This window comes from Ruegeria sp. AL2, from assembly GCF_056540845.1.
In genome coordinates, this window is sequence record NZ_JBQFXM010000002.1 from 319,475 (window position 1) to 338,337 (window position 18,863).

At 58.1% G+C, this 18,863-nt stretch carries 19 protein-coding genes; 6 read left to right on the top strand and 13 right to left on the bottom strand.

Annotated features, from left to right (window positions below; translation table 11 throughout):
- Positions 1-36: 36 nt before the first annotated feature.
- From ACR0ID_RS05470 to ACR0ID_RS05485, 4 genes are read right to left on the bottom strand one after another with little or no spacing between them, the layout of a single operon-like run.
- Positions 37-225: a ubiquinol-cytochrome c reductase iron-sulfur subunit N-terminal domain-containing protein gene (locus tag ACR0ID_RS05470; RefSeq protein ID WP_480516714.1), complete on the bottom strand. Its 189-nt coding sequence runs from the start codon at positions 223-225 to the stop codon at positions 37-39.
- 57 nt (positions 226-282) lie between these two features.
- Positions 283-894: a TorD/DmsD family molecular chaperone gene (locus tag ACR0ID_RS05475; RefSeq protein WP_480604261.1), complete on the bottom strand. Its 612-nt coding sequence runs from the start codon at positions 892-894 to the stop codon at positions 283-285.
- A gap of 4 nt (positions 895-898) precedes the next feature.
- The gene (locus ACR0ID_RS05480; protein WP_480558612.1) at positions 899-1,474 is read right to left on the bottom strand and encodes a DUF3306 domain-containing protein; all 576 of its coding nucleotides are present in this window, start codon (positions 1,472-1,474) and stop codon (positions 899-901) included.
- Complete coding sequence (locus ACR0ID_RS05485) at positions 1,471-2,025, bottom strand: DUF3305 domain-containing protein (RefSeq protein ID WP_480476678.1); 555 nt, start codon at positions 2,023-2,025, stop codon at positions 1,471-1,473. The genes ACR0ID_RS05480 and ACR0ID_RS05485 overlap by 4 nt, the downstream gene beginning before the upstream one ends.
- Positions 2,026-2,288: 263 nt before the next feature.
- On the opposite strand from ACR0ID_RS05485, the gene ACR0ID_RS05490 reads away from it, so the two are divergent.
- Positions 2,289-4,241 carry a 4Fe-4S binding protein gene (locus ACR0ID_RS05490; protein WP_480604263.1) on the top strand — a complete coding sequence of 651 codons (1,953 nt, stop codon included), beginning with the start codon at positions 2,289-2,291 and terminating at the stop codon, positions 4,239-4,241.
- Here the strand turns inward: ACR0ID_RS05490 and ACR0ID_RS05495 are convergent.
- Positions 4,235-4,963 (bottom strand): hypothetical protein, encoded by a 729-nt coding sequence (locus tag ACR0ID_RS05495; RefSeq protein WP_480553288.1) that lies wholly within the window; start codon positions 4,961-4,963, stop codon positions 4,235-4,237. The genes ACR0ID_RS05490 and ACR0ID_RS05495 overlap by 7 nt on opposite strands.
- A 132-nt stretch (positions 4,964-5,095) precedes the next feature.
- Between ACR0ID_RS05495 and ACR0ID_RS05500 the strand changes: the two genes are divergently transcribed.
- The 3 genes from ACR0ID_RS05500 to ACR0ID_RS05510 are packed head-to-tail and all read left to right on the top strand — an operon-like array spanning position 5,096 to position 7,328.
- Positions 5,096-6,157: an Mrp/NBP35 family ATP-binding protein gene (locus ACR0ID_RS05500; protein WP_480553290.1), complete on the top strand. Its 1,062-nt coding sequence runs from the start codon at positions 5,096-5,098 to the stop codon at positions 6,155-6,157.
- The gene (locus tag ACR0ID_RS05505; RefSeq protein WP_480476686.1) at positions 6,154-6,852 is read left to right on the top strand and encodes a biotin/lipoate--protein ligase family protein; all 699 of its coding nucleotides are present in this window, start codon (positions 6,154-6,156) and stop codon (positions 6,850-6,852) included. The genes ACR0ID_RS05500 and ACR0ID_RS05505 overlap by 4 nt, the downstream gene beginning before the upstream one ends.
- Positions 6,849-7,328, top strand: coding sequence for a DUF6505 family protein (locus tag ACR0ID_RS05510; RefSeq protein WP_480493367.1), 480 nt, complete (start codon positions 6,849-6,851; stop codon positions 7,326-7,328). The genes ACR0ID_RS05505 and ACR0ID_RS05510 overlap by 4 nt, the downstream gene beginning before the upstream one ends.
- On the opposite strand, the gene ACR0ID_RS05515 is transcribed toward ACR0ID_RS05510, so the two are convergent.
- The 8 genes from ACR0ID_RS05515 to acs form a co-directional block, all read right to left on the bottom strand.
- Complete coding sequence (locus tag ACR0ID_RS05515; protein ID WP_480476690.1) at positions 7,325-7,825, bottom strand: flavin reductase family protein; 501 nt, start codon at positions 7,823-7,825, stop codon at positions 7,325-7,327. The two genes, ACR0ID_RS05510 and ACR0ID_RS05515, sit on opposite strands and share 4 nt — an antisense overlap.
- Before the next feature lie 90 nt (positions 7,826-7,915).
- Entirely contained in the window at positions 7,916-9,328 is a 1,413-nt protein-coding gene (locus tag ACR0ID_RS05520; protein ID WP_480604265.1) for a 3'-5' exonuclease, read from the bottom strand.
- 2 nt (positions 9,329-9,330) lie between these two features.
- A complete protein-coding gene (locus ACR0ID_RS05525) occupies positions 9,331-9,849 on the bottom strand; it encodes a hypothetical protein (protein WP_480516730.1) in 519 nt (172 codons plus the stop codon).
- A gap of 27 nt (positions 9,850-9,876) precedes the next feature.
- Positions 9,877-11,700, bottom strand: a complete 1,824-nt coding sequence (locus ACR0ID_RS05530; RefSeq protein ID WP_480604267.1) for a DUF294 nucleotidyltransferase-like domain-containing protein — start codon at positions 11,698-11,700, stop codon at positions 9,877-9,879.
- Positions 11,701-11,808: 108 nt separating this feature from the next.
- Positions 11,809-13,593 carry a sodium:solute symporter family protein gene (locus ACR0ID_RS05535; protein ID WP_480476698.1) on the bottom strand — a complete coding sequence of 595 codons (1,785 nt, stop codon included), beginning with the start codon at positions 13,591-13,593 and terminating at the stop codon, positions 11,809-11,811.
- Positions 13,594-13,608: 15 nt separating this feature from the next.
- Entirely contained in the window at positions 13,609-13,893 is a 285-nt protein-coding gene (locus ACR0ID_RS05540; protein WP_209504901.1) for a DUF4212 domain-containing protein, read from the bottom strand.
- Positions 13,894-14,073: 180 nt separating this feature from the next.
- Positions 14,074-14,757: an adenylate kinase gene (locus tag ACR0ID_RS05545; protein ID WP_480604269.1), complete on the bottom strand. Its 684-nt coding sequence runs from the start codon at positions 14,755-14,757 to the stop codon at positions 14,074-14,076.
- A 7-nt stretch (positions 14,758-14,764) separates the two neighbouring features.
- Positions 14,765-16,729, bottom strand: a complete 1,965-nt coding sequence (gene acs, locus ACR0ID_RS05550; protein WP_480604271.1) for an acetate--CoA ligase — start codon at positions 16,727-16,729, stop codon at positions 14,765-14,767.
- A 430-nt stretch (positions 16,730-17,159) separates the two neighbouring features.
- Between acs and ACR0ID_RS05555 the strand changes: the two genes are divergently transcribed.
- Positions 17,160-18,176 carry a C4-dicarboxylate TRAP transporter substrate-binding protein gene (locus tag ACR0ID_RS05555; protein ID WP_480553877.1) on the top strand — a complete coding sequence of 339 codons (1,017 nt, stop codon included), beginning with the start codon at positions 17,160-17,162 and terminating at the stop codon, positions 18,174-18,176.
- Between the two features lie 56 nt (positions 18,177-18,232).
- Positions 18,233-18,862: a TRAP transporter small permease subunit gene (locus ACR0ID_RS05560; protein ID WP_480472339.1), complete on the top strand. Its 630-nt coding sequence runs from the start codon at positions 18,233-18,235 to the stop codon at positions 18,860-18,862.
- Position 18,863 lies beyond the last annotated feature (1 nt).

Genomic DNA, 18,863 nt, shown 5'->3' on the forward strand with positions numbered 1-18,863 from the left:
AATCGCAACCGTCTGTCGGTGTGAGAGCGTCCGATCCTAGAACCGGGTGCTCTCGATGTAGGCGCGTGTATGCGCAGTATCCTGAATGCGGGTTTCGTCGGCCGGCAGCGCGGCGGCTTCGGCCTTCCCGGTCAGGCTGGCGGCGGCAACGGCAGCGGGTGCTGCGGTTCCGGCCAGTTTGAGGAAGTCACGGCGGGTGGCGCCTTCTTCCTTGGTCTTGCTCATGGGAACCTCCTTTCCCAATTGCGGTTTGGCGCCCATAGGACACCGGCGATGTGCGGGTTACCCCGCCGTCATCCGGAACGCTTCGCGCTCGATCTCCATGAACACCCGACCGGCAGTGCCGACGGATGCATAAAGAACCGAGTTCTCGGCTGCTTCCAAATCCGAATAGAAATGCGTGGCCCAGGGGCCGATATGCTTGCTCCAGAATGCCTTTTGGTCATCCAGGGATGCCGGGCTGCCAAAACGCCCGACGATCATTCCGGCCATCATCTCCATCAATGAGGCGATGTTATCTTCGGGCTCGAACACGTTTTGGGCACGTGTGATCCCGCGAACCGCCATGTCATTGCGCAGCTGAGCCAAGGGTTTCTCGTTCAGGAAGCCCGTCAGGTAGAAACTGGCGTAAGGCAGCAACTCACCCCGGCCCAATCCGATGAACAACGCATTGAATTCCCGTTCGGCAGCGGCTGGCTTGGTGACCTTGGCAACCCGCGCCATGGATTGAATGGCCTTGCCGAGATCCGTGTTATCTCCGACCAGACCAGCCATTTGGTTCAGCAACATCTGGTCCGGAGGACCTGCCAGTAACAGACCCAGAAAGTTATAGAAATCCGCGCGCAGGCGATCCTCGGCTGAAACATCCAGAGTGTGCGCGTCACTTGCGGTCATTCGGTCATCCTTCAAATTCAAATGTCATTCGACGTGGAGACGGGGGACGGTCGACTTCTTCCGGCTCTTCCACCTGAACCACTGAAACCGGCTGTGGCACGGGATCGGGGTCAACTGGCACGACCTCTGGTTCAGAGAGCGTATCAGTTTCGATTTCGTTTTCTTCCGTTTCTTGCGCGTCGGCGGCCAGCGCTTCGACATGCGCCAGCATGCCTTTTCCAACCTGATAGGCGGTTTGGATGTTTTCGATCACGCAGGCCGCATCGGTATAGTCCTCGCCGTAATCGACCAGCCCGTCGACATTGGCTAGAACAGGGTTCAACCGCCACAGCCGACGCAGGGCGCGGCGCCGCAGGCGATCAGGCACTGCCTTGGACATAAAGCCCGAAACATCATCGCCGGGTCCGAGGGTATCCGGATCGGGAAGGTTGAATTCGGCCAAAATCTCGGCGTCACTCTTTTCTTCAAGTTCGGTGTGATGTGCTGCTATCACCCGTTCTTCGAGGGCCATCGCCTCGGCTTCAGCTTCGGCCTGAACGGCTGCCTTCCGGCGCGACCAGAAATCACGCCGCTCTGTCATTGCAGCACCCGTCTCGGCGAGCGGTACACGTCCGATGCCTGCCGGATACGTGCATCACCTTTGCCGTCTTCAACCAGATCCGTCCGCTTCTTGTCGCGACGGCGCTTGACGAACACTTCGTGCTGGTGATGTTTCAGGGTGAAATCCCGCACCCAGGCGATCAGCCCTTCGGTCATTGGGATTTTCTCGACAATTTCTTCGCCGGTATCTGCGTAATCCTGCCCCTGGAACGGAGAAGCGGTGATCAGAACTGCATTCAGCGGCGTGTCGCCCTTCAGCTCATTCCGCAGTACAAGATAGATCGAGGGCTGCCCGTCCGACAGGTTGACCAGGTAGGCTTCGGTCTCGTCCGCCCAAAGGGTCAGAGGAAGGGTGGCAGCGTGGTATTCGACCGCCTCGCCTTCGCGGCGCAGTTCCTGCCAATCGGCTGGCCCTGCACCAGGCAACACGGCGACCGCGCGCCAGTTCCAGCGGGCCCAACGCGTGACCCCGGGTGTTTTGCGCACAATGACGCCAACCGGCATGTCGATCTGGCTTGCGGCCTTGGCCACTGGATCCTCCCCGAAAGGCTCTCCCCTGCCTTTCCACGTCCACTATGGTACACAAAATAGCCACGTGCCAAGCCCGTGCGTTAATACTTTGGTCGTATTCCCGGTAGCGTCTTCGTGATCAAAGCCTGAGAATGCTTTTGTTTTATGGGATTTTGCCGCGCAATTCTGCCCGGCGCCCTGCGCGCTGCACAGGGTTGAAGTTGCTTCATCGGGAATGCAGCCTAAAGTGCAGAGGATCGGGACTGCTTCCCGAGGGAGGGGACATGGGCACGAAACTTTTGCTCTGCGATTGCGCGGGAACTCAGGCGCTGGATACCGACAGGATCGAAAGCGCCTGCGGAATTTCCTGTTCAAAGGTGCATACCGCGCTTTGTACAAAAGAACTGCAATCCGCTGCGGCCTCGATGCAAGAGGGCGATATCGTCATCGCCTGTCTGCAAGAACAAGAGGTGTTCCGGTCGCTTGCCGAAGATATGAATATCGAGACCCCCGGCTTTGTCGACCTGCGGGATCGCGCTGGGTGGTCCGATCAGGGCGCGGATGCGACGGCCAAAATGGCTGCCTTAGCCGCCGAAGCGTTCCTGCCGCAACCCGTGACGCCCAGCGTTGATGTCATCAGCGAAGGCACGTGTTTCATCGTGGGTCCGGGCACCGTTGCCTTTGGACTGGCGGAAAGGTTGGCCCGGACACTGGCTGTAACCGTTCTGGTCACAGATCAGGCTGAGCCGGACTCTCGGGCCTTCGACGTCATTCGGGGACAGTTGCGGTCTGTTTCGGGTGCTCTGGGTGGGTTTTCTTTGCGTCTGGACAATGTGCAGCAAGTGGTTCCCGCAGGCAGGGGTGCTTTCAATTGGACGGAACCAAGAGATGGGGCGCAATCGGCCTGCGATATCATTGTTGATCTGACGGGGGGCACGCCCTTTGTGCAGGCCCCGGCCAAGCGCGAGGGGTACTTGCGGGCTGATCCCAAGGATGCGGTTTCTGTAGAACGTCTGGCTTTCGACGCCGCCCAACTGGTCGGAACATTCGAAAAACCCCTGTACGTGCGACTGGAAGAAACACTTTGCGCCCATTCGCGGGCGGAACAGGTCGGGTGCTCAAACTGTCTGGATATCTGCCCAACCGGTGCAATCACGCCCTCGGGCGAGCATGTAGCGATTGATCCGATGGTCTGCGCCGGGTGTGGTGAATGCGCGGCGGTCTGCCCGTCGACGGCGATAACCTATGAAGATCCACCTGTTTCGGCCTTGTTGTCACGGATGCACACTCTGGCGCGCACGTACCGAAGGGCAGGCGGTATCGCACCCCGGTTGCTTGTGCACGACGCCCACGGGGCCGAAATGATAAGGCTTGCAGCAAGGTTCGGGCGGGGATTGCCTTCGGATGTTATCCCGCTGGAATTGAAAGTGATATCCGGGTTCGGTCATTCGGAAATGCTGGCCTCACTGGCTCATGGATTTGCGCGTGTGGATGTGCTGCTGGCACCGAGGACCGAGCGGGATGCGCTGGATCGCGAACTTGAACTGGCACGTGCCATAGCCAGTTCGGATGGGATCGGGCTGATTGAGGAGGTGGACCCTAATGCGATGGCAGACTTGCTGTATGCGCAAAATGTCCCCGAACCGTTGGCAGATCCGGTCTTGCCACTTGGCAACCGCCGACAAATCGCGCGACTGGCCGCACAGGCCCTGAATCCGCAGGCCAAAGCCCCGCTGCCATTGCCTGAAGGTGCGCCTTACGGTGCCGTTGCAGTGAATACTGACAGTTGCACGCTCTGTCTTAGTTGTGTGTCTCTGTGCCCGTCCGGGGCTTTGATGGATAACCCTGACAAGCCCCAGTTGAACTTTCAGCAGGATGCGTGCCTGCAATGCGGAATGTGCAAGACGATCTGCCCCGAAGATGCGATCACCTTGGTACCACAACTGGACCTGAGCGATGCTGCCTTGTCTCAGCAGGTCCTGAACGAGGAGGAACCATTTGCCTGCGTCGAATGCGGGGCTTTGTTTGGGGTGAAATCAACCGTTGAACGGATCATGGAAAAGCTTTCGGGCACGCACCCGATGTTTGCCTCAACGGAACAGGCGCGGATGATCCAGATGTGTGACAATTGCCGGGTGAATGCTCATTTCCAGCAGCAGGACAATCCGTTCCAGTCAAAACCAAAGCCTCGGGTCGTTACCACCGAGGATTACTATTCGGATAGAAAGGATCACTGAAGCTTTAGCGGCGAGCCCAGATCTGCGGCGTCAATGCGCGAAACAAATGCCAGGATGGCTTCAAGATCGTCCAACGTCATCTTGACCGGGTGAATTGGGGATGGTCGCTCGGGATCAAAGGGGGGTGTCAACCCGTCGATCTGCGTGAATGCGGGGTGGGGATTGAGGGCAAAGAACGCCTCGAACCGTTCCGACCAATCCGGCATCGCGCGCAGAACCGCGAAAGAGGGGGTTGAGCCAAGCCCGCTCATCCGGTTTCGGGGGCCAATCACATGACATCGACCACAATGGGTCATAGATAGTTCTTCGCCCAGCACGGTGTTGCCATCCAGGGTATCGTCCGACTGGGTGAATGTGGGATCAAAGCCGGTGCTGAACGGTTCACCCACCGCAGGAAGAAAACCTTCGACAGTGCGCTTGCCGATATCTGATTGCAGCCAGTCGCGAAACCGGATTTGACGATTATCACCTTCGATCCGCAGGTGATAGACCACTCCACCACGGGCAAAGACAGGATCACCGGGCGGCGCGGTTTCCAGCACCATGGCACCGGCATCATCTGCGACAACGCGTATCCCGGTCTTGAGAGAGAAGCGAGGAAGGATATGTTGCAACAGACCGGAGTCTTTAACCTCTGCCGGAGCCGCAAGGCCAATCGCCTCCTGCGACAAGGAGGGGGTGGCGGTGAGCGTCAGGCTCAGGCACAACAAGACAAGGCGCATGGTTTAGCCTAACTATGAAGGCTGCGATGCGTCAAATGAACAGAAAGAGACGGAGACACATGCAATGAGCGGCGACCAATACATGTCGACACGCACGCCCCTGTCGGCGGGGCACACCAAGGAGAGAACAGCATGAGTGTTCGTGACGCGGTTCTGGCGAACCTGAAAAAGATCACCGATCCGGTTTCGGGTCAGGACATTGTCAGCGCGGGCATCGTGCGCGCGCTGAATGTTGAGGGCGACACGGTTCGCTTTGTTCTTGAGATTGATCCGAAGCATGCCGACAAGATGGAACCTGTGCGCGCAACAGCTGAGAAGGCTGCGCAGATGGTTGAGGGCGTTGCAAATGTATCGGCCCTGATGACTGCGCATTCCGATAAGGCGCCGCCGGATTTGAAGCCGAAACCCAAACCATCCCAAACTGGACCGCAGGCCGTTCCCGGTGTTGACCGGATCCTCGCGGTTGCTTCTGGCAAGGGGGGGGTGGGCAAATCCACCGTGTCGGCCAATCTGGCCTGTGCACTGGCCGCAGAAGGGCGGCGCGTGGGTCTGCTGGACGCGGATGTTTACGGGCCGTCGCAGCCTCGGATGTTAGGCGTCTCGGGCCGCCCGGCCAGCCCCGATGGCAAGACGATCCTACCGCTGCGCAACCACGGCGTCACCATGATGTCGATGGGGTTGATGACCAACGAAGGGCAGGCGGTTGTCTGGCGCGGGCCGATGCTGATGGGGGCGCTGCAACAGATGATGAGCCAGGTGCAATGGGGTGCCCTGGACGTGCTGATCGTCGACCTGCCGCCCGGCACCGGTGACGTGCAACTGACGCTAAGCCAGAAATTCAAGGTGGACGGCGCTATTGTCGTCTCGACGCCGCAGGACGTGGCGCTGATTGATGCCCGCAAGGGGATCGACATGTTCAATCAGCTCAAGACACCTATTGTTGGGATGATCGAAAACATGTCCACGCATATCTGTTCGAACTGTGGGCACGAAGAACATGTTTTCGGTCATGGTGGTGTCAAGTCTGAGGCCGAGGCGATGGGCGTGCCGCTGCTGGGTGAAATCCCGTTGCATCTGGACATTCGTGTAGCCGCAGACGGGGGCGCGCCAATTGTGGTCAGCAAGCCAGACAGTCCTCAGGCCGAGGCTTTCCGCAAGATCGCCCGCGACATGATCACCAAAGGCACCGCATGAGCCAACCGGTCTTTCCCCCCTTGTTGACGGGTCACCCGGTTCAGGGTGGGGAAGACCCGTTTGAACGGGCCCAGGCTATGGCGGCTTTGGGCTGCGATGCGGGGGCGGTTGTTTATAACATTCAGGCCGATTACCTGCGTGTCGCGATCGTATTTGCGCCCGAGGTGCCACTGCGGGACGCGATGGCGATGCTGCCGCTTTGTGCTGTCGGGTTTCAGAATGCGCTGGGCGCTCTGGCCCCGCCTGAAGTGGCGGTGCATCTGGAATGGGACGGTGTGATCTGTGTGAATGGCGCGAAATGCGGTGTGTTCCGCGTTTCGGCATCCGGGGAAAACGCGGAAGAAGAACCGGATTGGCTGATTGTCGGCTGGGAGCTCGCATTGATGCAAACCAGCACCGCGCCCGGCGAGACACCGGATGTCACAGCCCTTTATGATGAAGGCTGCGCCGAGGTGTCGGCCACGCAACTGGTCGAAAGCTGGTCACGCCATATGCTGACCTGGCTCAACCGCTGGCAGGAGGATGGCAACGCGCCGCTGCATGCCGAATGGATGGGCCTGCTGCGTGGGGTAGGTGAGCCACGGGTCGATGGCGGTGTATTCCTTGGAGCGGATGAGCGGTTCGGAATGCTGATCCGCGACGGGGTCAACACCCGTTTGCGCCCGTTGACGGAATTATTGGAGAACGGACGATGAAACTGGCCCGCGCCATCCATTTCGATGAAAGCGACATGAACGTGTTTCATTCTCCGGCACGTACGGGCGAATGGTGCGTTTCGGGCGGGTTCGAGTTTTCGAACTGGAGCGGCGCGGATCTGGAAGGTAAGGCGCGTCAGGCTTTTGCGAATGGCTGGCTGGGGCTGGAAACCTTTGGCCGGGTGACATTTGTGGCGGTAACCCAGATCGAAGCCGCTGAAAGGGATCAGGTCACCCGCAACTTGGCAGAACACTTCGTGCAGTATTATGGAGCGCCCTCGGTCGAAGCCGCATTAGGCGTGGCACAGGCTGAGATTGATCACATGTCAGATCTGTGTGAAGACCATGCCGCCAACACGCTGCTGACCGTCGCCAGAGAATTATCTGAGACAGGAGTGCACGAATCCTTTCGTGTGATCACTCCGCAAGACGCACAGCTAGAGGTGCTGGCGGTGCATGGGTCTCTGGACGACTAGAAAGGGTCTACAAACCCGCCGAACTGACCGCGCTTGAAGATCAGACCCTTGCCAGTGCGGTACATGACCTGATCCACATGACCGACAATGATCAGATGATCTCCGGCCTCGTGCCGGGCATGCAAACGGCAGTCAAACCGAGCCAGGCAATTGGCCAGCTGCGGGCGATCAGCCTCGTCTGTCGTCCACTCGGCATGGGTGAAATCCACACCGTCGCGTGCAAATCTTAGCGCCTGATCCTGTTGATCCTGAGCCATGACGTGGATCGAGTAATGCGTGCAGGTGCTGAACGTATCGAAGCGGTTTGACTCTCTGGCCAGGCACCACAGCACCAGCGGCGGGTCCAGGGACACCGACGCAAACGAGTTTACGGTGATTGCACGTGGGCCGTCTTCGGTTTGCGCAGTGATCACGGTGACACCCGTTCCGAAACATCCCAGAGCCTCACGAAAGGCGTGGCTTTGATCCGGGGTTGGTGTGAAAATCTTTTCCGTCATATCGCGCGCGTGTTCCTTGGCCGCGCATCAGGTGCCATGCGTGGCCCGGATTGTCCACGAAAAGCTGAACGGCTATTGCAATTTTCGGAGTTAATTAAGGTCTTCCAGCAGACGCCCGTGTTTGCGGGTCTGGACGATGACTTCGCCAAAGGTGTTCAGCCCGCGCGCTTGCAGGATGGGCAGCATCTTGACCAGCGCCTCGGCTGTTGCCACCGCGTCGCCCAATGCCGTATGACGTAGCGCCTCGGGGATAGTGATGTCCAGCCGTTCACACAGCGCGTCCAGTGTATGTGTATCGCTGGCGCCGAACAAAACGGCCGACAACAGCACAGTGTCGAGTATCGGATGATCCCATTCGACTTCCATACGCTTGGCATGGCGGCGAAGGAACGCCATGTCGAACGGCGCGTTATGGGCCACAATCACCGCATCGCGTGAGAATTGGTGAAACACACGTCCGGCTTTGGCAATATCCGGTGCGCCCTGAACCATGTGATCACTGATCTTGTGCACGCGGGTCGAGGCAGCAGGGATCGGAATGCCCGGATCTACAAGCATGTCCAGATGCTCGCCCGCGACGATCTTGCCTTTCACAACGCGGACCGCGCCGATCTGAACGATCTCATCCTTGTGTGGCAGCAAGCCGGTTGTTTCCGTGTCGAAGACCACAAAACATAGATCCAGCAAAGAGCGGTTTTCAAACGCGCCGTCACCCGGCGTGTCCAGCAATTCGAAATCATAGACCAGTGGGCGGGCCTCATCTGGCGACATACGGGCAACGCTGTCTTCGAACACCAGCATGTAACCGGGTGCGTCACCCAATGGCTTCATTCGGGCCGAATAGGTTTGTCGGCCGTCCACGCTGGTCAGGGTGCAGAAAACATCCTTACCTGATTTGCACAACTTTCCATACGCGTCCGTCAGCCCCGTCGATTCGATATACTCGAAGAGCGAGGCGTTCAGGCGGGGATGCGCGATCTGGGCCAGCACCTCGGCCGCCTGACCGTCATACAAAACGATCTGGTGTTTTGGACTGGCCAGCAACATGGCGACCGGGATCTCGGTCAGAAGGGCAGTAAGGCGCTGTTTTTCCGCCGCCAGATGAGCGGTTTCAGCAGCCACCGCCTCGGCTGTGTGCATGGCATTTGCGGCAAGTTGCTCGGCCAGGCCAGCTGCAGCAGGGGCCAGATCTCCCAAATACCGCGCGGCCTGCATGTCCAGGTCCGTGCTGACACCGGCATGAGCGCGGGCCCGCAGTTGCGCTGAAAGCCGTTCGATCGGCTTGGCGACATTGTCGTCAAACAACAGCCAGACACCGGCGATCAAAGCCAGCAATCCAAACCCGATCAGAACCTCGGCAAAGATGAAGTCATCAAACAGGTCAGGTTGTGCGGCCCGGGCATAGGTGATCCACAGGGCGGCGGAACTGATTGATATCCCGCCGAGCGCGAGCAGGCAGAAAAACAGAAATATCCTGAGCCGCAGGCTTAACCCTGTGAGCATTGTCAAACCCCGCAGGTGGCGTCGATGATGGGGTCGGCAGGCCCGGCAGATATCCAGTCTGCATTCAGCAGACGTCCGTCATCGGAAAACTCAGCACCGTCCGCAAGGTTGGCGCGACGATTCTCGGCACAGTTTACGGCCACGGGCAGTTTTGAAACCGGAGCCCAGCGACCGAAGAAATAAAGATCGACAAGTCGTTGGTCGGGAACGTTTTCGTTTGTTCGCACCGACACGGTGTCGATAGCGGCAAAGCGGTCGACGAAGGGCACGGCATAGGTCCACGGGCGGTAGAGGGCGCGGCTTTCAACCTCTTGCACGATTGCCATTTCCTCGGGAAGCTGTTCGCGCGTACGGTCGTACCAGGAATACTCGCTGGATATGGTCACAGCGATCATCCCCAAACCCGCCGCGACCGGAGTAACCCATTTCGGCAACCGCCCTCCGGTCAGCTTGTTCAGCACAAGAACGATACCCGCAAAAGCGAAGCCCGCAAAAACAGTGCCGATCAATTCCAGAAACATCGTGTCTCTCCGTTCTTCAGATGCATGTCAGCCCAGCATTCCCTTGCCGTGGCCGACCGCTGATTGCATGGTTTTTACCACAACGAAGGCGTCACGAAGATGACTTCGCTCAAAGTCCGAAAGATCGGAAGGTGGCAGATAATTGTCTGGTTTCTTGCCCGATTTGACCAGTTGGACCTGATGTTCCAGCCGGGTTTCGGCGATCAGATCATAGGCGTCCAGTAAATCGCGTGCACCCGACGCGCTGAGAACGCTATTGGCCTCAGCCGCTTTAAGGCGGGCGCGGGTATTGGCCTCGGGCAGTTCGCCTTGCAAGGCGTAGATCCGCGCCAGATCCACGACCGGAACAACACCATTGTGTTTCATATCCAGCGTGTTGCGGTGCTCGCCCGACCGGATGGTTGCAAACCCACGCAGCAACCCCAGCGGCGGCGTGTGTTTCAACGAGTTCGAGATCATATGTGCGACGAAGATCGAATTGGACCTGGCCGCCGCCAATGTGTCGGCTTGCAGGTCGGCGAACAGGTCGAACGTGCCGCCTATCGGGCGCAAGTCAAACATGACCGAGGCCAGCATCTGCGCTTCGGGGTTCGGTTTGGCGATCCATCCCTTGAAATAGTCGCGCCAGACACGCACCGGCTGACACCAGCGCGGATTGGTCGCCATCATGTCGCCGGGACAATAGAAATAGCCACAGGTATCCAGCCCGTCCGACACGAACCTGGCCAGCATTACAAAGTACTCCATATCCGCATCGGTTAGGCTGTCATCCAGCATCAGGCAGTTGTCCTGATCCGACACGCCTGTCTGCTCCTGCCGCCCTTGCGAGCCGCATGCCAGCCACAGATACGGCACAGGGGGCGGGCCCAGTTTCTGTTCAGCAAGGGCCAGAAGGCGCCGGGTAACCGTGTCAGCAACGTCGGTGATCAGGCGTGTGACGATTTCGTGCCGATTCCCTCCTGCAACCAGTTGTACCAGCAGCTGTGGGATTTCCGCCGTTACCCGCGCCATATCTTCGGCGGTATTTGCCTGGGCGATGCGTCGCACCAGTTCGGCCGAGTTCACGGCCTGGTAATGTGTCAGGTCGGTTTGTGTGACGATACCGACCAGCCGACCGCCCTCTGAAATCGGGACGTGGCCGATGCCGCGTTCCATCATGATGTGCAACACGTCTGAGCCGATGTCACCGGGTGACAGGGTGACGGGGTTCGCGGTCATGATCTCGGAAACCGGTGTGGACGGAGGCAGGCCGTCCGCAACATATTTGCCTGAGATATCCCGGAGCGTCGCGATGCCCTGCAACGTGTCGCCGTCTGTGATGCATAGTGACGAGATGTGTTTGTCGCGCATGATCTGCGCCGCTTTCTGAACAGGCGTATCCGCGGGGCAGGTAGCCGGGTTATGCGCCATCAGAATATCAATGGAACTGGTCGCAAGGCTTTGCGGGCCGCTTCTGTCGCCGCGTGTGCGGTTGAAGAACTTGGCGACCACATCGTGACCGTCGATCAACTCGCGCACCAGATCCGGTGGCAAAACAATCAGGACCGACGGAGTGTGCGCACGCGCCTTGGTGGCTGCCTTGCCGTCTTTCAGCAGTCCGCGCTCTCCAAAAGAATTGCGCAAGCCTAGTTGAGAGACAACGGCACCATTCTCATCGGTGATTTCAACCTGTCCTTCATAGATCACGAATACGCCGGGAAGCGCATGACCCAGTTCATAGACCGAGGTGTCTTCCTCTACTTCCCAGACCTCGATCTGTTTTACGATCTGATCCAGGGCTTCAGCCGGTAACGCGTCATAGGGATGAACGGATTTCAGAAACCGGGCGATTTCATCGTGGGACAGGGGCATCTGATGTCTCCGGTGTTCTGGTGAAAAAATCCCGCCCAGTGGTATGCCGGGCGGGAGTAGTGGATCGAAAGACGCGGTCGAAGGCAAGAGCCAACGACCGCATCATGCTCACTTGTTCTGAGCTGCACCCGCACCACGGGGAATGCGAACGCTTTCGACCAGTTCCTTGATCTCCGGCGGAGTTTCCTTGGTCATGCCAGCCACAACATAGGCGACAGCAAAGTTGACCATGGCACCGACAGCGCCGAACGAGGTCGACTGGATCGGACCCAGCAACGGATCGGCATCGGTGAACGAGTTGGTGTCCGGAATAAACATCCAACCCTTGTGCAGGAAGATGTAGACCAGGGTAACGACCAGACCTGCCAGCATACCTGCAACCGCACCGGTGTTGTTGATGCGGGTCGAGAAGATCCCCATCATCAGTGCCGGGAAGATCGAGGCTGCCGCCAGACCAAAGGCCAGAGCAACAGTCTGTGCTGCAAAGCCCGGAGGATTCAGACCCAACCAGGTCGCTACAGCAATCGCCACAGCCATCGCAATCCGTGCCGACAGAAGCTCGCCTTTTTCCGAGATCTGCGGGTTGATTGCGCCCTTGATCAAGTCGTGGGACACGGCCGACGAAATCGCCAGCAGCAAGCCCGCAGCAGTCGACAGAGCAGCCGCAAGACCACCGGCAGCGACCAGACCGATTACCCAACCGGGCAGGTTGGCAATCTCGGGGTTGGCCAGAACCAGGATATCGCGGTTGAACTTGGTCAGCTCGTTACCGACCCAGCCTTTTTGTTCCGCAATCGCCTGCATCGATTCAGATTTGTCATTGTAGTACTGAATCTTGCCGTCGCCGTTCTTGTCCTCCCAATCCAGCAGGCCGGTTTTCTGCCATGTGGCCATCCAGTCGTACCGTGCATCATTGTCGATCTGTTCGACTGTAACGGCACCACCTTCGATGCCACCATTGGGCCACATCATGTCGGTGATGTTCAGACGGGCCATTGCGCCAACAGCCGGAGCGGTCAGATACAGCAGCGCGATGAAGACCAACGCCCAGCCAGCCGACCAACGTGCGTCAGACACTTTGGGGACGGTGAAGAAGCGCATGATAACGTGCGGCAGACCGGCGGTACCGATCATCAGCGACAGGGTGAACAGCACCATATTCAGCGTGTTGGAGTGATGGGCCGTGTATTCGTTGAAGCCCAGCTCTGTTACGATGCCGTCCAGTTTGGTCAGTAGCGGTACACCGCTTGCAGTGTCGCCAAACAGACCCAGCGCCGGAATCGGAGTGCCGGTCAGCTGTAGCGAGATAAAGATGGCAGGGATGGTGTAGGCGGTGATCAGCACGCAGTACTGAGCGACCTGTGTATAGGTCACGCCCTTCATCCCTCCGAACACCGCGTAGGCAAACACAACGCCTGCACCGATCAACAGCCCGGTGGTGTTCGACACTTCCAAGAAGCGGCCAAAGGCAACCCCAACACCGGTCATCTGACCGATAACGTAGGTCACCGATGCGACAATCAGACAGATCACCGCAACGATGCGCGCTGTCTGGCTGTAGAAACGGTCGCCGATGAATTCCGATACGGTGAACTTGCCGAATTTGCGCAGGTACGGCGCAAGCAGCAGGGCCAACAGCACGTAGCCACCCGTCCACCCCATCAGGAAGGTCGAGTTGTCATAGCCGGTAAAGGCAATCAGGCCCGCCATCGAGATGAACGAGGCCGCAGACATCCAGTCCGCCGCTGTTGCCATACCGTTGGTGACCGGGTGTACGCCGCGACCGGCGGCGTAGAACTCTGATGTGGAACCCGCGCGGGCCCAAATCGCAATGCCGATGTACAGCGCGAAGGATGCGCCGACAAACAGCAGGTTGATGGTAAACTGATCCATTATCCCCGCTCTCCCTTACTCTTCATCCACGCCGTGTTCGGCGTCTAGCTTGTTCATGCGCCAGGCGTAGTTGAAGATCAGCACCAGAAAGACCAGGATCGATCCTTGCTGAGCGAACCAAAAGCCCAGATCAGTACCACCGACGGCGATGCCCGACAGCAGCGGACGCAGCAGGATGCCGAATCCAAATGACACCAGCGCCCAGATCACGAGGCTGATGTAGATGAGGCGCAGGTTGGCCTGCCAATAGCCCTTGTCGGCTTCGGCTGCCTGCGCGGAGTTTGTAGATTGATCCGCCATTGCGGGTTCCTCCTTCGCTTCCTCGTTTGGCGGCCCGGTGCTCAACTCCTCCAGTGCGTCGGTCCGCTTCTCGACAATGCCCAACACCGTATGGTGCCAGGTAAAACTTCACCAGTCCGCCAAAGCGGTCTTTTGAAGTATTCTTTTTAGGATCAAAGCCTTGTGGCTTATCTCCTCCCCTTAACTCATGGTGTCGCTCACGATCCCTTCGAGATCGCCAGCGATATCTTCGATCCTGCCCATGGCATTGATGCGTTTCAGAACACCGTGACCGTCGTAATAGGTGATCAGCGGCGCGGTCTGTGCATGATAAGCCGCCAGGCGCGAAGCCACGGTTTCAGCGTTGTCATCCGCGCGGCGCTTGAATTCGGTGCTGCCGCACTTGTCGCACTTTCCGTCTTCGGCTGGCTTCTTGAACTGGTCGTGGTACCCTTCGCCGCAGCCCGCGCAGGTGTAGCGGCCCGAAATGCGGATCACCATTTCGGCATCTTCCACTTCCAGGCTGATTGCTGCGTTGATCTTCTGGTCATTGGACGCCAGCAGACCATCCAGCGCCTCTGCCTGAACCGTTGTGCGGGGGAACCCATCCAGAATGACGCCCTTGGCGCAATCTGATTGCGCCATACGGTCGCGCAGGATCGCAATGACGAGCTCGTCACTGACCAGATCACCGGCTTCCATCACGGCTTTGGCGGCTTTGCCTGCGTCCGTGCCTGCGGCAACGGCTTCGCGCAGCAGGTCACCCGTGCTGAGTTGAACAAGCCCGAATTTCTCTTCCAGCATCCGGGCCTGCGTGCCCTTCCCGGCGCCCGGAGGGCCGAGAAGGATGAGTACTGCGGGAGTGGTGATCGTGGCGGCGTCCATCACATCCTCACTTGCTTGCGCGGTTTTCGATCAGGTCTTCGACCACCGACGGATCGGCCAGTGTCGAGGTGTCACCCAGCGAACCAAAATCATTTTCGGCGATCTTGCGCAGGATGCGGCGCATGATCTTACCGGAACGTGTTTTGGGCAGGCCCGGGGCCCATTGGATCACATCGGGGCTGGCAATCGGTCCGATTTCGGTCCGGACCCAGGTGCGCAACTCCTTACGGAGCTCTTCGCTTGGTTCACGGTCATTCATCAAAGTGACATAGCAATAGATGCCTTGCCCCTTGATTTCATGGGGATACCCAACAACCGCAGCTTCTGCTACGGCGGCGTGTGCAACCAGAGCGCTTTCCACCTCGGCCGTTCCCATGCGGTGGCCAGACACGTTGATCACATCGTCCACGCGGCCGGTGATCCAGTAGTCGCCATCTTCATCGCGACGACAGCCATCACCAGTGAAGTAGTAGCCTTTGTAATCCGAAAAATAGGTCTTTTCGAACCGCTCATGATCGCCCCAGACAGTGCGCATCTGGCCGGGCCAGCTGTCTTTGATGCAGAGCACACCCTCGACACCATTACCTTCGATCTCAACGCCGGACTGAGGGTCCAACACCACAGGTTCGATGCCAAAGAACGGTTTCATTGCCGATCCGGGCTTCATTGCATGGGCGCCGGGCAGGGGGGTCATTAGGTGACCGCCGGTTTCAGTTTGCCACCATGTATCAACGATGGGACATTTGCCCTTGCCAACGACTTCGTTGTACCAATTCCAGGCTTCGGGGTTGATCGGTTCACCCACGGTTCCCAGAGTGCGCAGATCGCTGAGGTCGCATTTCTCGACAAACTCTTTGCCCTGACCCATCAGGGCGCGGATCGCTGTGGGCGCGGTGTAAAACTGGTTCACCTTGTGTTTTTCGCAGACCTGCCAGAAACGCGACGCGTCGGGGAAGGTTGGAACGCCTTCGAACATCAGCGTTGTCGCACCATTGGCCAGCGGGCCATAGACAATATAGCTGTGGCCGGTCACCCAGCCCACATCCGCCGTACACCAGTACACGTCGCCTTCGTGGTAATCGAAGGTGATCTCATGCGTCATTGCGGCGTAAACAAGATAGCCGCCGGTTGTGTGAACAACGCCTTTTGGCTGACCTGTCGAGCCGGAGGTGTAGAGGATGAACAGCGGATCTTCGGCGCTCATTTCGGCTGGTGCGCAGTAGTCGTCCGCCTCAAGGGCCATTTCGTTGTAGTCAAAGTCACGACCGTCAATCCAGGTGGTCTGGCCACCGGTGCGTTTGACGACAAGGCACTTGACCGTATCCTTGCAGTGTAGCAGTGCCGCGTCAGCATTGGATTTCAGCGGCGTCTTACGACCACCGCGCGGAGCCTCGTCCGCGGTGATGACAACCTTGGCGTCACAGCCGTTGATCCGGGCTGCCAGAGCGTCCGGCGAGAAGCCTGCAAAAACAATAGAGTGGATTGCGCCGATCCGCGCGCAGGCCAGCATGGCATAAGCGGCCTCGGGGATCATAGGCAGATAAATGACGACGCGGTCGCCTTTGCGCACACCCATAGATTCAAGGATGTTGGCCATGCGGCAGGTGCGGCGGTGCAGTTCTGCGTAAGAGATATGCTGAGCCGGATCATTTGGATCGTCCGGTTCCCAGATGATTGCCGTTTGATCACCACGGGTTTTCAGGTGGCGATCCAAACAGTTGGCCGAGACATTCAAGGTGCCATCGGCATACCAGTTTATTTTAACCGAACCGAAATCGTAGTTAACGTCTTTGACCTGGGTGAAGGGTTTGATCCAGTCGACGCGCTTGCCTTGCTCGCCCCAGAATGCGTCGGGGTCACTGATCGAAGCGGCGTACAAGCCGGCATATTTTTCGGCATCAACATGCGCACGGGCGACGGTTTCTGCGGATGGCGGATAGGTCTTGGCATCTGCCTGGGCAGCGGTGGTCATTTTTGAGGCTCCTCCCTCTGGACTGGATTACGTTGGGACATTTTTTGCCACTTGGTCCGGCAATGTCGATCCCGTTCCTCCCCAAGGTCGAATATTACCGAGTTCTGAAAATAAATAAATAAATTGCCGGAATCCCTGAATTTATTTGTAAAGAAATTTCTAACCACGGCCACATCTAGTAAAGAAAATGCGTAAATTTTGTGAAAATCTTTTTAAAGTAAATGGATAGGTGTAACACATGTCCTGCTTGCATTGCTTGACACAAGCGGGGGTCAGTCCACGAACACCTGGTTTTCCTGCATGCGCAATCCAAGCGGGAACTTCTTCTGATACCAGCGGAAAGCCAAGGCAGGGTTGGCACAGTAGAATGTTGGCGCTAGCTTGATCCTCAAGCGCCTCGGGAGGAGGCGCAGCAATGGGAGATCAAATGATGAAAAAGATGTTGAGCGGCGCGGCCGTCGCCGCCCTGAGCTTTGCTTTTGTCGGTGAAGCCTTTGCAACTGAATGGAACGCATCAGTCTGGGGCAAACGTCGTGCCTTCACCGAGCATGTTGAAAAACTGGCCGAGCTTGTCAGCGAAAAAACCGGCGGTGAATTCACCATCAATGTCAGCTATGGCGGACTATCCAAGCCGCGCGAGAACTTGGACGGTATTGAAATCGGCGCCTTCGAGATGGCTCAGTTCTGCGCAGGCTACCACCGCGACAAAAACCGCGCGATTACTGTTCTGGAGCTGCCCTTCCTTGGCGTGAACAACCTGCAGGAGGAGGTGGCGATAAGCCATGCGGTATATGACCATCCCGCAGTCAAAGATGAGATGGCCCAATGGAACGCCCGCATCATCATGACCTCGCCGATGCCGCAGTATAACTTGGTCGGTACCGGCGAGCCACGCGATGAACTGGCCGATTTTGACGGAATGCGGGTCCGTGCAACTGGCGGTTTGGGGCAAGCCTTTGAGGCGGTCGGAGGTGTTCCGACATCGGTCCCCGCAACCGAAGCGTTCAACGCCATGGAATCAGGTGTCGTCGACACTGTAGCCTTTGCCCAGCACGCACATCTGTCTTTCGGGACGATCAACGAAGCCGACTGGTGGACGGCAAACCTGAACCCAGGAACGGTAAACTGCCCAGTTGTGGTCAACATTGACGCCTATGAGGCCCTGCCAGCCGCGCATCGCGAAGCGCTGGACAACTCGATTGATGAGGCGATTGACCATTACCTGACAAATTACGACGGATTGCTCGAGCAATGGGACAGTGTTCTGCAAGAAAAGGGTGTCCAGAAAGTCATGATCGATGATGCCGTGATCGCAGAATTCCGCACCAAGGCAGCCGACCCGATCCGTGAAAAGTGGATCGCGGAAATGACGGAACAGGGACTGCCAGCGCAGGATCTTTATGATCTCGTTCAGGCGACGCTGACCCAACAGCGCGGCGGCAACTGATCCTAAACCCGGGTGCCCAACGGGCACCCGGTACACAAATATTGGGGAACACCGGAATGGCAGGACAGGCCACAGTGCTGGTGGACGGAAGCCGTCTGAGCCAGCTGGATCAGAAGTTGTTGAAACTGGAGCGTTTTCTGGCGCTCATCAGCGGTTTCGCAGTATTTGGCTTGATGGTGCTGGCCGTTATTTCGGTCAGTGGGCGCAATGCCCTGAATGCCCCATTGCCAGGATATGTTGACTGGATCGAACAGGCGATGCCACTGATCGCATTTCTGGGCATTTCATATGTTCAGCGCGATGGCGGCCACATCCGCATGGACATCGTTCTATCGCGCCTTCACGGCAGGGGGTTGTGGCTGTTCGAACTGGTCTCGGTGGTTTTGATCCTGCTTCTGATGCTTGCACTGGTTTGGGGCAGTTGGTCTCACTTCGACCGCTCCTTTGACTTGGGCGCACCATTGTGGAGCCGCGACAGTTCCATTGATATCGGAATTCCATTGTGGCCCGCGAAACTACTGGCCCCCATCGCGTTTTCCGTACTGTGCCTGCGGCTTGCTTTGCAGGCTTGGGGCTATGGCCGCGCATTATGGCTGGGACTGGAAGCTCCGGTGGCCGTTCCGTTGATACAGGACGCGGCAGCACAAGCAGCGGCTGAGGCCGAACAGTTCGAAGGGCAGGACTGAT

What these genes read in the sequence shown, in the direction of transcription:
- ACR0ID_RS05490 (WP_480604263.1), top strand. Translation starts at nt 2,289, where the DNA reads ATGGGCACGAAACTTTTGCTCTGCGATTGCGCGGGAACTCAGGCGCTG.
- ACR0ID_RS05560 (WP_480472339.1), top strand. Translation starts at nt 18,233, where the DNA reads ATGGCAGGACAGGCCACAGTGCTGGTGGACGGAAGCCGTCTGAGCCAG.
- ACR0ID_RS05540 (WP_209504901.1), bottom strand. Translation starts at nt 13,893, where the DNA reads ATGGCGGATCAATCTACAAACTCCGCGCAGGCAGCCGAAGCCGACAAG.
- ACR0ID_RS05525 (WP_480516730.1), bottom strand. Translation starts at nt 9,849, where the DNA reads ATGTTTCTGGAATTGATCGGCACTGTTTTTGCGGGCTTCGCTTTTGCG.
- ACR0ID_RS05545 (WP_480604269.1), bottom strand. Translation starts at nt 14,757, where the DNA reads ATGGACGCCGCCACGATCACCACTCCCGCAGTACTCATCCTTCTCGGC.
- ACR0ID_RS05510 (WP_480493367.1), top strand. Translation starts at nt 6,849, where the DNA reads ATGAAACTGGCCCGCGCCATCCATTTCGATGAAAGCGACATGAACGTG.
- ACR0ID_RS05535 (WP_480476698.1), bottom strand. Translation starts at nt 13,593, where the DNA reads ATGGATCAGTTTACCATCAACCTGCTGTTTGTCGGCGCATCCTTCGCG.
- ACR0ID_RS05505 (WP_480476686.1), top strand. Translation starts at nt 6,154, where the DNA reads ATGAGCCAACCGGTCTTTCCCCCCTTGTTGACGGGTCACCCGGTTCAG.
- ACR0ID_RS05555 (WP_480553877.1), top strand. Translation starts at nt 17,160, where the DNA reads ATGAAAAAGATGTTGAGCGGCGCGGCCGTCGCCGCCCTGAGCTTTGCT.
- acs (WP_480604271.1), bottom strand. Translation starts at nt 16,729, where the DNA reads ATGACCACCGCTGCCCAGGCAGATGCCAAGACCTATCCGCCATCCGCA.
- ACR0ID_RS05500 (WP_480553290.1), top strand. Translation starts at nt 5,096, where the DNA reads ATGAGTGTTCGTGACGCGGTTCTGGCGAACCTGAAAAAGATCACCGAT.
- ACR0ID_RS05470 (WP_480516714.1), bottom strand. Translation starts at nt 225, where the DNA reads ATGAGCAAGACCAAGGAAGAAGGCGCCACCCGCCGTGACTTCCTCAAA.
- ACR0ID_RS05480 (WP_480558612.1), bottom strand. Translation starts at nt 1,474, where the DNA reads ATGACAGAGCGGCGTGATTTCTGGTCGCGCCGGAAGGCAGCCGTTCAG.
- ACR0ID_RS05520 (WP_480604265.1), bottom strand. Translation starts at nt 9,328, where the DNA reads ATGCTCACAGGGTTAAGCCTGCGGCTCAGGATATTTCTGTTTTTCTGC.
- ACR0ID_RS05475 (WP_480604261.1), bottom strand. Translation starts at nt 894, where the DNA reads ATGACCGCAAGTGACGCGCACACTCTGGATGTTTCAGCCGAGGATCGC.
- ACR0ID_RS05530 (WP_480604267.1), bottom strand. Translation starts at nt 11,700, where the DNA reads ATGCCCCTGTCCCACGATGAAATCGCCCGGTTTCTGAAATCCGTTCAT.
- ACR0ID_RS05495 (WP_480553288.1), bottom strand. Translation starts at nt 4,963, where the DNA reads ATGCGCCTTGTCTTGTTGTGCCTGAGCCTGACGCTCACCGCCACCCCC.
- ACR0ID_RS05515 (WP_480476690.1), bottom strand. Translation starts at nt 7,825, where the DNA reads ATGACGGAAAAGATTTTCACACCAACCCCGGATCAAAGCCACGCCTTT.